The sequence below is a fragment of the Paenibacillus sp. FSL K6-2862 genome, from assembly GCF_038005125.1.
GTDB classification, from domain to species: Bacteria; Bacillota; Bacilli; order Paenibacillales; family Paenibacillaceae; genus Paenibacillus; species Paenibacillus illinoisensis_A.
In genome coordinates this window covers 2,138,649-2,155,652 of record NZ_JBBOSN010000001.1, presented here as the reverse complement: position 1 = coordinate 2,155,652, position 17,004 = coordinate 2,138,649, and the positions used below count along the sequence as shown (strand labels likewise).

16 protein-coding genes are annotated in these 17,004 nt (G+C 47.5%); 4 read left to right on the top strand and 12 right to left on the bottom strand.

Translation table 11 applies throughout. The annotated features are described in order from the left end of the window. Positions 1-121: 121 nt before the first annotated feature. The 3 genes from pepF (at position 122) to MHB82_RS10090 (ending at position 3,576) form a co-directional block, all read left to right on the top strand. Positions 122-1,912 carry an oligoendopeptidase F gene (pepF, locus tag MHB82_RS10100; RefSeq protein WP_095358927.1) on the top strand — a complete coding sequence of 597 codons (1,791 nt, stop codon included), beginning with the start codon at positions 122-124 and terminating at the stop codon, positions 1,910-1,912. Positions 1,913-2,050: 138 nt separating this feature from the next. Next, on the top strand, positions 2,051-2,434 hold the full coding sequence (locus tag MHB82_RS10095) for a LapA family protein (protein WP_095358928.1): 384 nt from the start codon (positions 2,051-2,053) through the stop codon (positions 2,432-2,434). A 101-nt stretch (positions 2,435-2,535) separates the two neighbouring features. After that, the gene (locus tag MHB82_RS10090) at positions 2,536-3,576 is read left to right on the top strand and encodes a M42 family metallopeptidase (protein WP_341174581.1); all 1,041 of its coding nucleotides are present in this window, start codon (positions 2,536-2,538) and stop codon (positions 3,574-3,576) included. Positions 3,577-3,680: 104 nt separating this feature from the next. On the opposite strand, the gene MHB82_RS10085 is transcribed toward MHB82_RS10090, so the two are convergent. From MHB82_RS10085 to MHB82_RS10045, 9 genes are all read right to left on the bottom strand, one after another. Continuing rightward, complete coding sequence (locus MHB82_RS10085; RefSeq protein ID WP_341174580.1) at positions 3,681-4,619, bottom strand: hypothetical protein; 939 nt, start codon at positions 4,617-4,619, stop codon at positions 3,681-3,683. Positions 4,620-4,767: 148 nt separating this feature from the next. After that, complete coding sequence (locus tag MHB82_RS10080) at positions 4,768-6,699, bottom strand: ABC-F family ATP-binding cassette domain-containing protein (protein WP_341174579.1); 1,932 nt, start codon at positions 6,697-6,699, stop codon at positions 4,768-4,770. Between the two features lie 67 nt (positions 6,700-6,766). After that, complete coding sequence (locus tag MHB82_RS10075) at positions 6,767-7,345, bottom strand: TetR/AcrR family transcriptional regulator (protein WP_095288031.1); 579 nt, start codon at positions 7,343-7,345, stop codon at positions 6,767-6,769. Between the two features lie 13 nt (positions 7,346-7,358). Next, positions 7,359-8,168 (bottom strand): DUF92 domain-containing protein, encoded by an 810-nt coding sequence (locus MHB82_RS10070; RefSeq protein WP_341176616.1) that lies wholly within the window; start codon positions 8,166-8,168, stop codon positions 7,359-7,361. A gap of 225 nt (positions 8,169-8,393) precedes the next feature. Beyond that, entirely contained in the window at positions 8,394-9,167 is a 774-nt protein-coding gene (locus tag MHB82_RS10065) for an ABC transporter permease (protein WP_095358932.1), read from the bottom strand. Between the two features lie 17 nt (positions 9,168-9,184). Beyond that, positions 9,185-9,961, bottom strand: coding sequence for an ABC transporter ATP-binding protein (locus tag MHB82_RS10060; protein WP_341174578.1), 777 nt, complete (start codon positions 9,959-9,961; stop codon positions 9,185-9,187). Between the two features lie 25 nt (positions 9,962-9,986). Then, a complete protein-coding gene (locus MHB82_RS10055; protein WP_445671253.1) occupies positions 9,987-11,015 on the bottom strand; it encodes an ABC transporter substrate-binding protein in 1,029 nt (342 codons plus the stop codon). 39 nt (positions 11,016-11,054) lie between these two features. Further along, positions 11,055-12,497 (bottom strand): aryl-sulfate sulfotransferase, encoded by a 1,443-nt coding sequence (locus MHB82_RS10050; RefSeq protein WP_341174576.1) that lies wholly within the window; start codon positions 12,495-12,497, stop codon positions 11,055-11,057. 51 nt (positions 12,498-12,548) lie between these two features. Further along, positions 12,549-13,106: a MarR family winged helix-turn-helix transcriptional regulator gene (locus MHB82_RS10045; protein WP_341174575.1), complete on the bottom strand. Its 558-nt coding sequence runs from the start codon at positions 13,104-13,106 to the stop codon at positions 12,549-12,551. 354 nt (positions 13,107-13,460) lie between these two features. On the opposite strand from MHB82_RS10045, the gene MHB82_RS10040 reads away from it, so the two are divergent. Further along, the gene (locus tag MHB82_RS10040) at positions 13,461-13,868 is read left to right on the top strand and encodes an SHOCT domain-containing protein (RefSeq protein WP_110759534.1); all 408 of its coding nucleotides are present in this window, start codon (positions 13,461-13,463) and stop codon (positions 13,866-13,868) included. A gap of 110 nt (positions 13,869-13,978) precedes the next feature. On the opposite strand, the gene MHB82_RS10035 is transcribed toward MHB82_RS10040, so the two are convergent. Genes MHB82_RS10035 through MHB82_RS10025 form a run of 3 tightly spaced genes read right to left on the bottom strand, consistent with a single transcriptional unit; the run spans position 13,979 to position 16,865 of the window. Then, on the bottom strand, positions 13,979-14,611 hold the full coding sequence (locus MHB82_RS10035; protein WP_341174574.1) for a fumarylacetoacetate hydrolase family protein: 633 nt from the start codon (positions 14,609-14,611) through the stop codon (positions 13,979-13,981). A gap of 51 nt (positions 14,612-14,662) precedes the next feature. Then, positions 14,663-15,406 carry a glycerophosphodiester phosphodiesterase gene (locus MHB82_RS10030; RefSeq protein WP_341174573.1) on the bottom strand — a complete coding sequence of 248 codons (744 nt, stop codon included), beginning with the start codon at positions 15,404-15,406 and terminating at the stop codon, positions 14,663-14,665. A 34-nt stretch (positions 15,407-15,440) separates the two neighbouring features. Beyond that, a complete protein-coding gene (locus MHB82_RS10025; protein ID WP_341174572.1) occupies positions 15,441-16,865 on the bottom strand; it encodes a CapA family protein in 1,425 nt (474 codons plus the stop codon). Between the last annotated feature and the right edge of the window lie 139 nt (positions 16,866-17,004).

The window sequence follows — 17,004 nt, the reverse complement described above, 5'->3', positions numbered from 1 at the left end:
ATATCGAAAATCACTGTTTGTCATGCTAGTACTCAGTCTGATTCCTTCGTCTCTCTCCGCACAAGCGAGCGAGACGGGAGCAGATTGGTCTATACATCAACTTCATCAAAGGAGGATTCCCATGAGTCAATTATTGAAACGTTCCGAGGTGCCAACTGAACATACGTGGAAACTCGAAGATTTGTTCGTCGATCAGAAAGCCTGGGATCAGGAATACGAAGAAGTAACGTCTCTGACCAAGAAAGCCTCCGAATTTCAAGGTAAGCTGAACAAGCCGGAATCGCTTAAGGCCTGTTTTGAACTCGAAGATGAGGTAAGTCTCAAAATCGAACGCCTTTTTGTGTATGCACGCATGCACCAAGATGAAGACACAGCTAATCCTACATACCAAAACCTGTCCCAAAAAGCGCAAAAGCTGAGTGTGCGTGTCGGAGAAGCTCTTTCCTTTGTCACACCAGAAATTCTCTCTCTGCCGGATGATCAGCTGGATGCATTCATTGCAGATGAGAAACTGTCTGCATTCAAGTTCACACTGGAAGAGATGAAACGTGAGAAGGCTCATGTCTTGAGCAAAACGGAAGAAGCCCTGCTTGCACAGGTGGGCAACTTGTCCCAAGCGCCGCAAACCATATTCAGCATGCTGAATAATGCCGATCTCAAGTTTCCGAAAATTAAGGATGAACACGGCAACGATGTGGAGCTTACCCACGGAAGTTACATCCAATTCCTGGAGAACCCTAATCGCGAAGTTCGCGAACGTGCCTTCAAAGCGGTGTATGAAACGTACGCCAAACAGAAGAATACGATCGCCGCAGCCCTAAATGCCAATGTCACCAAAAACATGTTCTATGCGAATGTCCGGAAGTACCCTTCCGTAATGGAAATGTCACTGTATGGTGACAACATTCCAACAGAGGTTTACACCAACCTGGTGGACACCATTCATGAAAGCCTCCCGCTCCTGCACCGTTATATGGATCTGCGCAAAAAATTGCTCGGTGTGGATCAATTGCATATGTATGACTTGTTCGCCCCTCTGGTTGATGAGTATAAAATGGACATCACTTATGAGGAAGCGAAACAGACCGTCAAAGATGGCCTGAAACCGCTGGGCGAGGATTATGCGAATACATTGCAGGCTGGTTATGATGACCGCTGGATTGACGTATATGAGAACGAAAACAAACGTTCAGGTGCTTACAGCTGGGGTGCATACGGCACACACCCATACGTCCTGCTTAACCATAAAGACAATCTGAACAGCATGTTTACACTGGCACATGAAATGGGTCATGCTCTGCATTCCTATTATTCGGACACTACCCTTCCGTATCGGGATGCACAGTACACCATCTTCCTGGCAGAGGTTGCTTCCACAACCAATGAGGCATTGCTGATGGATTACCTGCTTAACAAATCCACCGATCCGAAGGAAAAACTGTATCTGTTGACCTATTATGCAGATCAATTCCGTACAACGGTGTTCCGTCAAACGATGTTTGCCGAATTTGAGAAAATCATTCATGAGCGTGCTGAACAGGGCGAAGCCCTTACACCGCAGCTGCTGTCTGAAATTTATTACGACCTCAACGTCCAATACCATGGAAACAGCATGGCTGTGGATAAGGATATTGAGATGGAATGGGCACGTATCCCCCATTTCTACAACAGCTTCTACGTTTATAAATACGCAACCGGGTTCTCTGCAGCAACGAGCTTCTCCAAACAGATTCTCGAAGAAGGTCAGCCTGCGGTAGACCGTTATCTTGGCTTCCTCAAGAGTGGTGGAAGTGACTACTCCATCAATATTCTAAAAAAAGCAGGCGTGGATATGTCTTCTCCACAGCCAATTCGCGAAGCCATGAGTGTCTTCAAAGAATTGATTGAACAGATGGAACAATTGACTAAATAAAGTTGTCTTTCTGTTACATGCGACCTGCATCCCTTGCCCATTTTCGGGCAAGGGATTTTATAATCAGGCCAGATGCACAGCGCCTTCTATGGGGTAATGCATTTGTATTTCTGAATTGTTCAACAAGGAGGCACCACCATGAAAATGCAATGGACCCTCATCGCAGGTCTTGTTTTTGCACTTCTTACCGGAATCTTCGCTGTTATTAATGTGGATTCCGTGCAGGTTAATCTGCTGTTTAATACGGTTCAAATCCCCCTGATTTTGCTGATTCTGGGCTGCACCCTGATTGGCGGAATCATCGTTGGATCCTATGGCATTTTCCGTCAGTATCGATTGCAGCGTGAGAACAAGCAATTGAAATTGCGTGTAACCGAATTGGAGAACACGGCTTCGAGCTATTCTTCACCGGGTTCCACCGCGACAATGGGAGCCTTCGAAACAACTGAAACGGATCGCATGGCTGAGACGGATTCCATCCAGAGTCAGCAGCGCAAAGGAAATTCTGCAGATTCGTTGTAAGTAGAACAAGCAGCCTGCTGGCATAAGGAATGGATGTCCCATTCGACCAGACAGGCTGTATTCTTGTTTTGGGAACACTGATTATGAGGAGGAGTCTCTATATGAATTTTACAATTAATGAATCCTACGTCCTGGACCTTCTGAAAAGGCTGCTGGATACGCCGAGTCCAAGTGGCTACACACACCACATTATCGAGATGATCCGGGAAGAAGCCCAATCATTGAATATTTCGTTTGAATTAAATAACAAAGGCGGAGCCGTACTCACTTTGCCTGGGCAGGATGCCTCCAAGACCATTGGACTCAGTGCACATGTGGATACGCTAGGCGCGATGGTACGTTCCATCACGTCTTACGGTACGCTCAAGCTAACCTCTGTGGGTGGATTCACCATGCACAGTATTGAAAATGAGTATTGCACGATCCACACACGTGATGGCAAAACATATACCGGTACGATTCTCTCCCTGCACCCTTCCGTTCATGTCTACCCTGATGCCCGCACCTTTGAGCGTAAGGAAAGTCATATGGAAGTTCGTATTGATGAATTGGTCTCTTCGAAGGAAGATGTTCTTGAACTCGGTATCGGCGTTGGTGACTTTATTTCATTCGATGCACGTGCGGTTATTACGCCAAGCGGTTATATCAAGTCACGTCATCTGGATGACAAAGCTAGTGTAGCTGCCCTTTTCGGCATTTTGGAATCTGCTCATCGGGAAGGCTGGAAGCCTCTACATAACGTCTCTCTGCTTATTTCGAATTACGAAGAAGTTGGACATGGTGCCTCGTATATCCCGTCCGAGATCAGTGAATTGATCGCCGTAGATATGGGGGCAATGGGTGACGATCTCAGCTGTAAAGAAACGGATGTATCCATCTGCGCCAAAGACTCTTCAGGTCCATATGACTATGACATGACGAGTCGCCTGATTGAAATTGCCAAACAAGCAAATCTCGATTATGTCGTTGATATTTATCCACAATACGGATCAGATGGCAGTGCTGCCTTGCGAGGTGGAAACAACATTCGCGCTGCACTGATTGGTCCTGGGGTGCATGCTTCCCATTCGATGGAGCGCACGCACAAGGATGCCGTTTTGAATACAGCCAGACTGCTCGCTTCATACATCACAACCAAGTAATTACCCTTTTATACTTAAGGAATATAGGAAGATGCCAGCAACAGCTCACATCGCTGTCTGGCATCTTTTTTACCCTATCACGTTCTCCTAACTGGACATCAACCTTAGTCAGCCTGCTCCACATACTGACGATATTGCTGCTCGATTTGTGTTACTTCCCTCTCATGATCACGAATTTCGTTTTTCAACACATGTAATGTACGACGGACGGTAAGACGGCCCTCCTCCACCTGGGATTCGGCTTTTCGGATTTTGTCTTGCACCATCCAGTCCACGAAGAGATTATCGAAGAAATAATCTGCAAAAGATAATAATCCCCCAAGCTCCAAGTCAGCGTGTACCGCCATTTTCACATCTTCAAGCTCCTTCTGGAATCGCTTCAAATGTCTTCCTGCTTCAGTTAAGGCAGATTGAGCGTCATCCATGCGACCGCGTTTGATATGAGTGGATATCATACCTCCGCCCATCATGTCGTATACTCCCCAATTCCCTGCAGACTTGAGCGCATCCCCTGCACGGTTGAGTGCACTTAGCAGGCGTTCCCCTTCGCGGTCTGCCTCCTTAAGCTCCTTCATTTCTCCGCGTAAATGCTCCAGATCCTCTGCCAATTGCCTAAGTTCATCGTGATTCGCCAGCAGTTGATTTTCCTTTTTGCCCCACAGCACCTTGTAATCATTTTCCCAGAATCGATATTTACTCTGCTCATCCAGTTCGCGCCGCACTTCTTTCCTCTGCTCATGAATGTCTTGTAACATTTGGCAGGCTGTATCATACTCAGCCTTACTCTCCATCAATTCCAGTTCTTCCTTCTCCAGCTTCTCCTGCTTTTTGCCAATCAAGTTATAGAAAAATGCAGATAAGGTCATGCAATTCAGCCGGTCCACATCATTCTGCTCCTTCTGGAGATGCTCCAGGCGCCGCTGTACTTTTGCCTTCCACTCAGCTTCTTCCTGGTTCAACTTCTCCAGGCGATTGTTCCATTTCTCGTAAATTCTCCCCTTTTCTTTGAGCACAGCCAGTTGTTCATTCAATTCTTTATACATAAATGTGGTGTTCTCTCCTTTCGCTGGAATTAATGCCTTACTACTTACAACGTAATGGATATGGCTAACGTTTCATATAAAAAAATCGCCATCCTTCAAAACAAGGCGTTAAGCCTTATTTCAAATGATGACGATTTGTACTTTTCAATTAGGATTTGCTTTTCTCAATCTGTTCTGCAAGCTCATTCAGGAACGTCCAACGTTCCATCAGTTCTTCCAGATGACGCTCTGCTTCAGCCTGCTCTGCCATGAGTTCCTGCAAACGGGCTGAATCACTGAAGGATTCCTCCATCGCAGTGTTGATCCGCGCAAGGTTAGCCTCCGCTTTCTCAATATTCTCGTCGATCTGATCATACTCCCGTTGTTCCTTAAAGCTAAACTTCAACTTCGGCTTAGCCGTAGATGCAGCAGGCTTAACCTCATCTGTTTTTACTTTTTTCGCTGCTGATCCAGTATCGCTCACCTGAGAAGCTCCAGGTGCATTCTTCAGCATCCATTCCGCATATTCACTGTAGTCGCCAACATGTACCCGGATGGCTCCATTACCCTCGAAGGCCAGCACTTTATCCACTGTACGATCCAGGAAATAGCGATCATGGGAGACAACGAAAACAACACCAGGGAAGTCATCCAGGTAATCTTCGAGTACCGCCAGCGTCTGAATATCCAGATCGTTCGTAGGCTCATCCAGCAGCAATACATTGGGCGCAGCCATCAAAATACGCAGCAGATATAGACGACGTTTCTCCCCACCTGACAGACGGGATATTGGCGTCCACTGCGACGCAGGAGTAAAGAGAAACCGCTCCAGCATCTGGGCTGCCGTGATCAGGGATCCATCCGCCGTCCGCACATTCTCGGCCACTTCCTTGATATATTCAATGACACGCAGAGATTCATCCATCTCCTGATGCTCTTGCGTAAAATAGCCCAGATTAACGGTTGGACCAAGGACGACTTCTCCAGCATCCGGTTCCAATTTACCTGAGATCAGCTGCAGCAGCGTCGATTTACCACTGCCATTCGGACCCACGATACCTACCCGGTCACCAGGCACGGCGATATAGTTCAGTTCCTCAATTAATTTGCGTCCACCTGCGGATTTGGATAAGTGCTCAATCTCCAGAATCTTCTTGCCCAAACGAGTAGAGCCTACTGAAACCTCCAATGAGCCAGAGCGATTCGGCCCCTGTTGATCCTTTAGCTGTTCGAAACGGTCAATTCTTGCTTTTTGTTTCGTGGTCCGCGCCTTGGCCCCACGACGGATCCAGGCAAGCTCTGTACGAAGCAGATTTTGCCGTTTTTGCTCTGAGGCTGATTCGCGCTCTTCCCGCTCTGCCTTGAGTTCAAGGAAGCGGGTGTAGTTTGCTTCATAACGGAACAAACGCCCATGATCCAGCTCCAGCATCACATTCGCCACACGATCCAGGAAGTAGCGATCATGCGTAATCATGAGGAGTGCACCACGACGTTTTTGCAGATATTGCTCCAGCCAAACAACGGAATCATTATCGATATGGTTCGTCGGCTCATCCAGAATAAGAAGCTCGCAGGGATGAATCAGCGCAGACGCTAGAGCTACCCTCTTACGTTGTCCTCCGGACAATGTTCCCATTAGCGCGTCAAATTGACGGATACCCAGTTTGGACAGAATGCTTTTGGCTTCACTTTCCATCTGCCAGGTTTGAAGCTGCTCCATCTGTTGATTCAGACGCAATAACCGCTCTTGCAGGGCAGGATCGGATGGATTCAATTCCAACAGTTCCATCGTCTCCGTGTATTCACGCACTGTTTTCATCTCTGGGCTATCGCCCTCGAAAACTTGCTGCAGTACGGTATTGTCAGGGTTAAAATCGGGATTTTGTGCCAGAAACTGAATGCGGACATCATTCCCGATGGCAATCTGTCCCTCATCAGCCGGTTCCATGCCTGCAATTACACGCAGAAACGTGGACTTTCCCGTTCCGTTTACGCCAACGACGCCGATCTTATCCTGATCGCCCATGCCAAACGAGGCGTCCTTGAACAATATTTTTTCGCCATAGCTTTTTGAAATTTGCTCTACCGTCATTATGTTCATTGCTCGTTACCCACTTCTCTGTAAATTGAGGTTCAAGATTCTCTTGATTCCATGCTCATGATGATACTTATACTTGTAAAAAAGAACGACAACCGTCCAGAAATAGTGCCGCTGCAAAAGCAATCCGTTTATTCAGATCTTCCTCATTGAACTCCGGATTCAGCATAATATCCATCTTCAATCGATCCAAAATTCCGATATAGGCTTCTGCTAAAAGCACAGGCTCAGGTACACTTGCACTTTTCAACACCTCACACACCATGCTCATATACTCATTCATAAAGGCCTTCATGAATTTCATTAGATCCGGATCGTTATTAGGTGCCATAAAAAACAGCTTCGTATGATTGCGCCGCTCGTAATAATAAGTCAGGTGCGTCTTGGCGATTGCGCCAAGCTTTTCACCTGTATTCTCCTGAGATTTCAAGGCATAATCAAGCCTGCTGATAAAACTGTTACAGTCCCGCTTGGAAACCGCGACAAATAGTTGTTCCTTGCTCTTAAAATATAAATAAATGGTGCCTTTTGCAATGCCAGCTTCCTCAGCAATATCGGACATTTTTGTCTCATAAAATCCTTTTGATCCAAAAATACCATAAGCCGCATCCAAAATAGCCTCCGATTTGTCTCCCTGCACAGTGCTCAATTGCACTCCCTCCCTACAGCGCCAAAATAATACCCAAACCGATAGCCACACATCCGCCGATCACCGAACTCAGCACGTTGACCAGATCGTTGCTCATCCATGTCCAGCCTCGTGCGCGAACGGTCTTGTGGCCACAGTGTTCACTGACCTCAACTTCACGGCCGCATTCAGTACAGCGATACATCAACTGGGCTGTTGCTCCCAGGTAGGAATCGGCAAATGCTCCAGCCAGTCCACCTACAAGACCAACACACATCCAGCTTAGAAATCCGAGCGTTTCAAAGTCTGCGATCCAAGAAAAGATAAATGCCCCTGCTCCAATTAATGCTCCGCCTATTGCCGCCGCTGTTGTCCCAAGTAACGACACACCACCGGAAGCGCCCGGGGTCAGCACCCTCCAACTCACCACAGAACGTGGCGGCTTGCGGCTCAGGCTTCCGAGTTCGGTAGCCCAGGTATCGGATGTTACGGTTGCCATTACACCAATGAAAGCATAGATCCAGGCCGGGTGTGGAAATATCCAGTATCCCAAACATAGAAGCATGCCCATTCCCCCGTTGGCAAACACCTGCCCTGCATCCCGATTGCCTGTCTTGGCATACGATTTCTCCAGCTCCTGCTTGCGTTCCTTACGATACTTGGACAACAAGGTTGAAGTTATGAAAAACAACAGCAGTGTGCCAAACCAAAACAGGTTGCCTGCCCCGTAATAGATCGTTCCCATCAACACAGCTGCCAAGCAACCGGACAGGGTTAGCGATTTCTTCGCGTAGGCTGCACCCGCCACAATAAAAGCGCATACGGCGCCGATAATCCAGTCCATAATCTCTCCTGCATGTGGCAGCATCTATGGTCCACATGACGTTAATGTTATTTTTGAAATTCAATTATACCACGGTTTGAGCCCAATGCCGAAACTGCCGTTGCAGGCATGACAAAAACCTGATCCGACAGCTTAGTAAGCTGCGAATCAGGTCTGCTGGATGAAATATAATCGATCAAAACTGCCCTATTACAACAATCATCGCATCGTCGGCTCCGTATAGTGTCAGCCTCTCTTAACCCCGCCGATGACGCCATAACGATACAACACACGGCGACCAAACCAGTTGAACAAACGATCCGTGAGAAAACCCATGAATCCCAAAGAAATGAGGCCAACAAAAATCCAGTCCGTCCGGAAAAACAGCCGTGAATTCCAGATCAGATAACCCACGCCTTCATTAGAGGCAATCATCTCTGCGCCGATAATGGCCATATAGGAAGTTCCCATCGCCAATCGAATACCTGTGAAAATGTATGGGGTCGTAGCAGGGACAACCACATGCAGCAAAATCTGCCACTCATTCGCTCCCATACTGCGGGCTGAACGAATCTTATCCTCTTCAATGGACAGGACACCCGTCAGTGTATTCAGTACAACAATGAAAAATGTCGCATACATGATCAGTGCAATCTTGGACTGTTCCCCAATGCCGAACCAGACCAGGAACAATGTAATGAAAGCAATTGGCGGTATAAATCGAATAAAATTAAGAAAGGGTTCGGCAAACAGACGGATGATGTGAACCTTGCCGATAAGCAGCCCTACCGGAATGGCAATGACACTTCCCAGCACCCAACCGGCCAGTACACGTGTGAAGCTGATCCCGATATACTGCATGAGAGTGCCATCCGCAATTAATTCGCGAGCACCCTGCACAGTATCCCATGGACCAGGGATCACGTCCGGCCCGTAGAGCAATGCACCAAGCTGCCATATCAGAATGACTGTAATCCACAATATCGGTACAGACACCCACTTTTTCTCCAACCATTTCATGGTCCAGATCACCTCAGTTATTCTTCAAAATGGCTTTGAATCTGATCGTACAGGCTATTGAATTCAGCCGAAGCAATATTTCTCGGATAAGACTGAACGTTATGGTAAATATCCGTTATATTCGACGAAGGCCCCACTGACATGATTCCGATCCGTTCACCGAGCAATAGAGCCTCCTGGATGTCATGGGTGACAAAAATAACCGTCTTATGTGTTTCCCTCCAGATATTCACCAGTTCCTTCTGCATGACTCTTCGAGTCATGGCATCCAGCGCACCGAAGGGTTCATCCATGAGCAGAATCGCCGAGTCATTGGCGAGCACCCGCGCCAGTTGTACCCGCTGCTTCATTCCTCCCGACAGCTCCTTTGGATACTTCCCTTCGTGTCCTCCCAACCCCACAAGCTGAATGTATCGGTCCGAAACCGTACGGCGTTCAGACTTGGGCACCTTGGACATCCGAAGCCCGAATTCAACATTTTCCCTTACGGAAAGCCACGGAAAGAGTGAGGAATCTGCCTGTTGGAACACCATTGCACGATCCCTTCCAGGTTTGTCGATCTCCTTGTTATTCACTTTAAGCTGCCCACCCGACTTGGAGATAAAACCCGCGATCATATTAAGTAACGTTGATTTTCCGCAGCCGCTGGGACCAAGCAGAACGAAGAATTCGCCGCCCTTGATCACCAGATCAACATCCTTGATAATGTAATGTACTTCTCCATTGGTTGGAGCGTTGTAGGTTTTTCGAAGCTGTTCAATATGAATCGTGTGACGATCCGCGGGTAAGGACATAAGGACACCTCCAGTACGTTTTGGGTTATTCGGTATATGTTACTTTATCCGGCAATGCCTGTTTCAGAAGTTCCAGGTGTAACTTGCCTTTGAGATCAAAATCCTGCTCAATGATTCCGTTATCCACCATGTATTGCTTCTGTCCCGCCAAACTATCATAAGCTTCCTGGGTAAATCCAACGACCCACGGATTGATGGGAAGATCCTTCAAAGTTGCTTCCTTGGGTTGTTTTGTCTCCTTGTACATTAGATCCGCTACCTCATCAGGATGAGCTTGGGCATATGTTGAAGCTTGATCCAGCGCCACAAGAAATCCCTTTACCGTTTCCGGATTCGCTTCAATGAACTCATTGCTTGCAACCAATCCCATGCCAAGCCTTACTGGAGTCTGGGACATATCTGTCAGCTGATGCACGCCTTCGAGCGTATCGAACTTGTCGGTTAATGCAGATCCGATAACCCAAGTGGCATCCAGTTCCCCTTGCTTCAATGCAATATAGGACTCATCGAAGGCCCCTTGCCCAATCTGCTTCACATCACCAAGAGCAAGCCCCTGATCCTTCAAATACTCATCCCACAGATAAGGAATGAATGTTCCGCGAATAAAGCTTACGCTCTTGCCCTTCAAGTCTGCACCCGTCTGGATCTCATCCTTGGCATACAGCTTCCATGCTGCTGCTGCTTCATCCGTTGTCTGACCCGCAGAAGCGATAATCGAATAATTCCCTTTGCCCAGAGCATTCAACACTGGGAAGTCAGCACCATAGGCAATGTCCACCTGTTTGATAAACAGCGCATTTACGCCTTCTGCCGGAGAACCAAAGGTAATACTTTCTGCATCAATGCCCTGGCTTTCAAAAAAACCTTTGGCAATGGCTACCCTAAACGTCGGGTTGGTGCTTGTATCCGCTATGCGGATCTTTGCCTTGGCGGCACCACTTGCGGAGCCGCCTTTCGCTTCGGATACTGTTCCGTCTGAAGAACATCCGGAGATGATAAAAGTTATGGAGAGGAGCAGCAGGAATGCTCCCTTTAAAATGGCTTTTTTTTTCACAACATGCACCCCGTTCAATCAATTTATCCTCGGCTACCGTTAACTGCCTTGTTTTCCCTCATCCGATGTTGCTACGCAAGCTGCTCCTTCAACAAACGGCAGTGTTGTCTCTACACTGACTATCGAGTCAGAGCCTTTGGCTGCTGCTCCTGGCACTCGATAGACCGATACATCAATGGCTTCGATCGCCACCTCTTCCGGCTTCTCCAGTTGAGGAACCCATTGATATGGAACCCGATACGAACGGTAAACCATATTGGTATTACGCCCATCCTTGTATGGAGAAATATACTCCCACACCAGCTCGTGCTCTGCTGTAACTTCAAACAATCGGCCATTGGACCCTTCGGTAATCAAGGTGTTACCGTTAGGCAAGCGCTGGGCTGAGCTTATATATGGGCTGTAGAATTTATACGAATCGGTTGGTACGGAAAACCCTGCTTCGGCAGAGGTATACTGCCACACAATCTCCAATGTCAACGGGTCAATCTCGAGCACACGCGAATGATCACGAATAGCGTGTTTCAAGCCGTATGGAGAAGCCGGATTCGGAAGACCATAACCTGCCCATCCTCCATTATCAAACACCAGCAGATTGCCCTCGCCCGGCAGGCCTTGAGGAATGATATGCGCATGATGCTGTCCGATAATGGTGCCGATATGCTTCGCTTCAGGAGAGGAATAATCCGGGCCGAGCTTCCAAACAATTTTGCCGCTCTGTCTGTCTGTAATGGCAATAATGTTGGCTTCTCTGGCATCCCATATGATGTTATCCGGGTTAAAGCGCTCGTCTCCCGCTTCATAGAACCGGTTAGGGCCAACATAGGAAGCCGAGTTAATATGCAGCCAATCACCTACACCTCCACCAAGGTGACCAAATGATCGTGTGTTCGGGTCACGGTACAATACATTGCGAGCTGCCTCGTCAAAGCCCAGTTCTTCAAAATGCTCGTTCGGAAGCCATTCCCACAACACATTACCTTCCCAATCCACTTCAATAATGGCGTCATCGAGCAAAGGTTTATCCGAGATTTGCGGATTGCTTACGTTTTTGTGAGCCAGGATCAGTGTCTTGCCACCCTTCGGAGCAAGACCAGGAGCATAATACCCTACCGGATTGCCCTCACGCTGAAAATCATGGTGCTGGCGGGCATACCACAATGGTTCGTATCCCGGATCTTCAATATGTTCGTAGCTATTGTATTTCCACACGATGTTGCCATCCCAGTCCACCTGAACCAGGTCCACATTATCCTGAATACCGAACTTTGGATCTCTTCTGCCCGTGCTTCCCAGTACATAACCTCCGGGGAAAATCTTGGCCGGAAATCCGAGCAGTCCTTTCCAGAGGTGAACTTCCTTACCGTTCATATCAATTAATACAACGCCTTCTTCACCTGCCTGGTACACGGTGTAACCACCCCAAGCCTTTTCCGGATTATACAGCGTTGCTCCCGTTGGATAAATTGTTGAGTGTCCCATCGTTCTCATCTCTCCCTTGGATTGTTAAATTCATTCACTACAGTTCAAGCATTAATAACTGAGATAGTTGTTCTTTCCGGAATTCCCCATTCGCTTCTGTTCAAGGTCGTTGTCCACGGACGGATCTGTCTCATCTCTCGTGTTGCTCTCGGCAAGCTCCAGGAGTGTATCTGAGAATCCTTCCAGATTCGCGATCACCCGCTCATACAATTGGCTTTGCTGTTCCAGTTCCACAGTGGTAAATCCCTCAAACAGAAGCGTGATACATCGGGCACCGATATTGCTATTACGGGTATACATCTCCCTACCTTTGGCGGTTATATCGAGCAGAACGGTACGGCGATCGTCTTCCTTGCGTCTGCGGATCGTTAATCCCTTTTTCTCCAGCTTGTCAGTCAGTGCAGTAATGGCACCGGAAGTGAAATCCAATTGATCGGCCAGGTCGCCGAGCCGCTGTTCTCCTTCACGAATAATTTTGTGCAGGATGAGCATACCCGGCAGGCTAATACCTTCCACCGTTATGCGATCCCGCTCCTTGACGAATCGTCTGACCATCTTGCGAAACAGCCAATCCGTTTTCTCCAACGCATCCCAATCTCTCTCGTTCATTTCATTTCCTCCTATCCAACCGAAACGTTAGCAAGTACGCAAAAAGGCTCCCGAAGACATTCCATATGGAGTAGTCCCGGGAGCCTTTGGTGGTCCAATCAGCTCGCATCCGTATTTAAATTTATTTCACTGTTCATTTAATGAGTGTTAAAATAATTGAGTTCATCATATAACCAACTAACCCAACCTGTCAAGTAAGATTTAAAATTTTTATTCTTTTTTTGCCTGTTAGGATTTATTTATGTCATTTTAAGTTTCACTTCAGCTTCTCCGGTTAAACTAATCTCAGATCAAAACAACAAGATTAAGCTACGATTCCCTTCGTACTTAAATAGAGAAGCGAGGATGACAAGAATGAATATAAAACGTGTAATGTTTGTGGGTACGATGATTGTAACCATGTCTTTTGCGGGAACTGCCTGGAGCAAATCAGCCATTTCGCCGATTCCCTTAACGGAGTGGTCCATCGTAAGTATAAATACCAAAGATGATAACAAGGATGAGCTGCTGACTGCACTGAACCACTCCTCCGAGGAAGATCTGTATCAAGATCTGTATGCAGGCAAATCACTCAAAACCATTGCAGACGAAAATGATGGAGATTTCAGTCAGGTCGTGGCTTTGCAGGTCAACCAACTCAGGCAGCAGCTGGATGATCGTTTGGCAAGCGGAAGTATCACTCAAGAGCAATATGAGGCACAACATGCGGAAATCGAACAAATTGTTCTGGAAAGCGCCCGTACCTCTTATGAGTATGCCTAAACGCGTACAGATGCGTGTTCATTTATCTTCTATGATCACGTCAAAAAGGAGCGGTTTCCCGCCCCTGAATGGATGAGTGTATAATTATAATTCATACGAAACTTACAGAATTATTTCGCTGCTGCAATGGTACATTTCCCAACGGATTGACCATCCCAGGCGAGTTCAAGCACATCTCCCTCTACGGTTGGTCCCACACCCTCCGGTGTCCCGGTGAAGATGATATCGCCTGTACCAAGACCATAGTGATGTCCTACATAATCAATAATGTGTTGAAGGTCAAAAATCATGTTGCGAATGTTGCCTCGCTGCACTTCAACACCATTTTGGGTCAGCGTAAAGTCTTTTTCAAGCAAAGCTTCCGTACCGGAAAAGGCCTGAAAACCACTTACAGGTGCGGAATTTTTGAATCCTTTGGCCGCAGTCCACGGGTGGCCTTTCTTCTTGATGACCGACTGTACATCACGCAGCGTAAAATCGATGCCAAATGCATACGATTCGATCAAATCCTCTACAGCAACCCCTGGTTCATAACTCCGGCCGATTTGAACGACCAGTTCAGCTTCATAGTGAACTTCGCCACGAGAAGCAGGCAATTCAATCGCCTCTCCGTTCAATGGTACAACCGCATGCGAAGGCTTCATGAAGATCATCGGTTCATCCGGAACCGCGTTACCCAGCTCTTCCGCATGAAGTTTATAATTGCGTCCTACACAGTATACGTTACGAATCGTTGAGAGCATCGGAATACGACCACCTTTATTGGATTAATTAGCATATATGAACCCTAATATTTATGCCCGGTTGCTCGACTTTTGCAATGCCTGATACCAAGCGTCCGGACGATTTGTACACAACATGAGCTCAGGATCTATCCCAGCGAGGCGCTTCATAATGATCTTATCATCTACGGTCCAGGCCATGACCTGAATGCCATCGTTCTTCATTTCCCGCATCAGTGATTTGTCCACGTTGGTGTAACCGATCGATAGGAACCCGCATTGCAGCTGACGAAGTCTGGCTAATAGATCGCCTGGACGTGCATCAATAATGAGACCTGTAGTGATTTCGGGTGCAATTTTTTTGGATTCAGTCAGCGCAGCAGGTTCAAAGGAAGTGAAAACGACTTCGTCCTGCATATTTCTTTTTCGTACTTCCTCAATAACGGCTGCCGGCAACCCCGGATACATGTCTCCCTGTGTTTTCAGCTCAATGTTCAGAAGGACTTTGCCCTTGCAGCTGTCCAACACTTCGCTCAGAGCCGGTACGCGTTCCCCCGCATATGCCTTGGACTTCCAGCTCCCTGCATCCAGCTTCTGAATATCAGACCAGTTGGTCTCCCGTACAAGCCCTTCTCCATTCGTCGTCCGGTTGAACGAAAAGTCATGGATGACTACAGGCACGCCATCGCGGGACAATTGCACGTCCAGTTCGATCCAAGTTACATAAGGCTGCTCCATGGCCAGCTGAAAAGCTGCCATCGTATTCTCAGGTGCAGTGGAAGAAAATCCACGGTGTGCTACACATAGGTTACTCATGTATTCCCACTCCTTAGACGTATTCATTCTTGTATCAGCTTGTTGAGGCTACTCCATTCGCATCAAACCGAATGCCTGGTGAGAGCTTGGTCATCTGCTCCAATAACAGCTTATTGGCTTCACCTAACATTGGTATGGCCTGACCAAGCCCCGCCTCATATGGAATAACCTTCATGCTGCACTTCGCTTCTGCGCTGCATTCTGCCTGAAAAACAGCTGTTTTCCAGGTTTCTTCCGTCGTTGATTTCGAAAAAATAAAATTGCCTGTGCTATATGCGATCCACTTGCCCTTATAATACTCTACTCCTTGAAGCACGTGAGGATGACCACCAATGACGAGATCAGCCCCAGCATCCACAAACTCATGTGCCAGTCTGGTCTGATCATCATTGGGTGTACTGACTCGCTCTTCTCCCCAATGTGCTACCACGATCACAAGATCCGCCTTCCGACGAGCTTCTTGAATCGCGTTTACCGCCCCTGTAGAATCATAGGTTTCTGCAACACCGGCACGATTCCCTTCCGCTTTCCAGGTCGGTTCCGGCACAACCCGGCTGAAGCCAAGCAGTGCGATCTTGATGCCTTTCCGTTCCAGATAGGCAGGCGCATAAGCCTCGTCCTTGTTCATCCCCGCCCCAGTATGGGCAATACCATACTCCTGAAGGTAGGTTAGCGTGTCGACGAGTCCTTCAACACCCTGGTCCAAAATGTGGTTGTTGGCCAGATTTACTGCGTCAAATCCGGCAGCAGCCATCGCCGCCAATGCTTTTGGCGAAGATTTGTAAACATATGTTTTGTTCTCAGCCGCTGATCCGCCCAGGGTGACGGGTGTCTCCAGATTGCCTACGGTCAGATCATCATTCTTAAACAGGCTGCCAAGCTTGGCATACGGGTAATCGTAGCCATTCTTATCGAGCAGTTCGGCCACCTTACCAGAGAACTGAATATCACCAACAAAATTAATGGTTACATTCTTCCCTGATCCTGTAGGCTGTGGAACCGTTGTTTGGTCTCCGGAACTTTCATTGTCCTTCGAATTTGATGGTTTGGCTGTTTCCGTCCCTTTTTGTCCTTCTTCGGACCCTTTAACAGACTCCTTACTGCCTGACTCCGTTGTTTCACCACCGGATGAAACGCTCTCATCTTCAGCAGTTTCTGACTCCGGACTGGTTGCTTCCATAGAATCTTGTTCTGCATCCGAATCTGCATCTGACTCCGGTTCAGGCGAATCCAACTCATCACCACCTTTGGCATCCTCCTGATCCGCAGGTTGTTGCTCTTTTACTACAGCTTCATTTGTCGCCGGCTCCGCTTGCTGTTTCTGCACCTCTGCTGCGTAATATATGCCTACCCCTCCGATTGCAGCAATCAGAAACAGATTGATCATCCAGATAATACGTCTGCGTGCACGTTTTTCTTTTTTCTTTTGATTACTTCGATTTGATCTTGGGGGATACATAGGCAGCTCCTCTTCTTCTACAGCAATCCTTTATCATTATATCAGGCATATCCTGGATTTCCATCATTCAATTCACTTGTAAATAAATATCCTGCATGAAAAAAGCTGCCTCTCCTACAGAATGAATTCATTCCGCGGG

Coding starts and splice junctions, on each gene's coding strand:
- pepF (WP_095358927.1), top strand. CDS start 122: ATGAGTCAATTATTGAAACGTTCCGAGGTGCCAACTGAACATACGTGG.
- MHB82_RS10095 (WP_095358928.1), top strand. CDS start 2,051: ATGAAAATGCAATGGACCCTCATCGCAGGTCTTGTTTTTGCACTTCTT.
- MHB82_RS10090 (WP_341174581.1), top strand. CDS start 2,536: ATGAATTTTACAATTAATGAATCCTACGTCCTGGACCTTCTGAAAAGG.
- MHB82_RS10085 (WP_341174580.1), bottom strand. CDS start 4,619: ATGTATAAAGAATTGAATGAACAACTGGCTGTGCTCAAAGAAAAGGGG.
- MHB82_RS10080 (WP_341174579.1), bottom strand. CDS start 6,699: ATGAACATAATGACGGTAGAGCAAATTTCAAAAAGCTATGGCGAAAAA.
- MHB82_RS10070 (WP_341176616.1), bottom strand. CDS start 8,168: ATGGACTGGATTATCGGCGCCGTATGCGCTTTTATTGTGGCGGGTGCA.
- MHB82_RS10065 (WP_095358932.1), bottom strand. CDS start 9,167: ATGAAATGGTTGGAGAAAAAGTGGGTGTCTGTACCGATATTGTGGATT.
- MHB82_RS10060 (WP_341174578.1), bottom strand. CDS start 9,961: ATGTCCTTACCCGCGGATCGTCACACGATTCATATTGAACAGCTTCGA.
- MHB82_RS10050 (WP_341174576.1), bottom strand. CDS start 12,497: ATGGGACACTCAACAATTTATCCAACGGGAGCAACGCTGTATAATCCG.
- MHB82_RS10045 (WP_341174575.1), bottom strand. CDS start 13,106: ATGAACGAGAGAGATTGGGATGCGTTGGAGAAAACGGATTGGCTGTTT.
- MHB82_RS10040 (WP_110759534.1), top strand. CDS start 13,461: ATGAATATAAAACGTGTAATGTTTGTGGGTACGATGATTGTAACCATG.
- MHB82_RS10035 (WP_341174574.1), bottom strand. CDS start 14,611: ATGCTCTCAACGATTCGTAACGTATACTGTGTAGGACGCAATTATAAA.
- MHB82_RS10030 (WP_341174573.1), bottom strand. CDS start 15,406: ATGAGTAACCTATGTGTAGCACACCGTGGATTTTCTTCCACTGCACCT.
- MHB82_RS10025 (WP_341174572.1), bottom strand. CDS start 16,865: ATGTATCCCCCAAGATCAAATCGAAGTAATCAAAAGAAAAAAGAAAAA.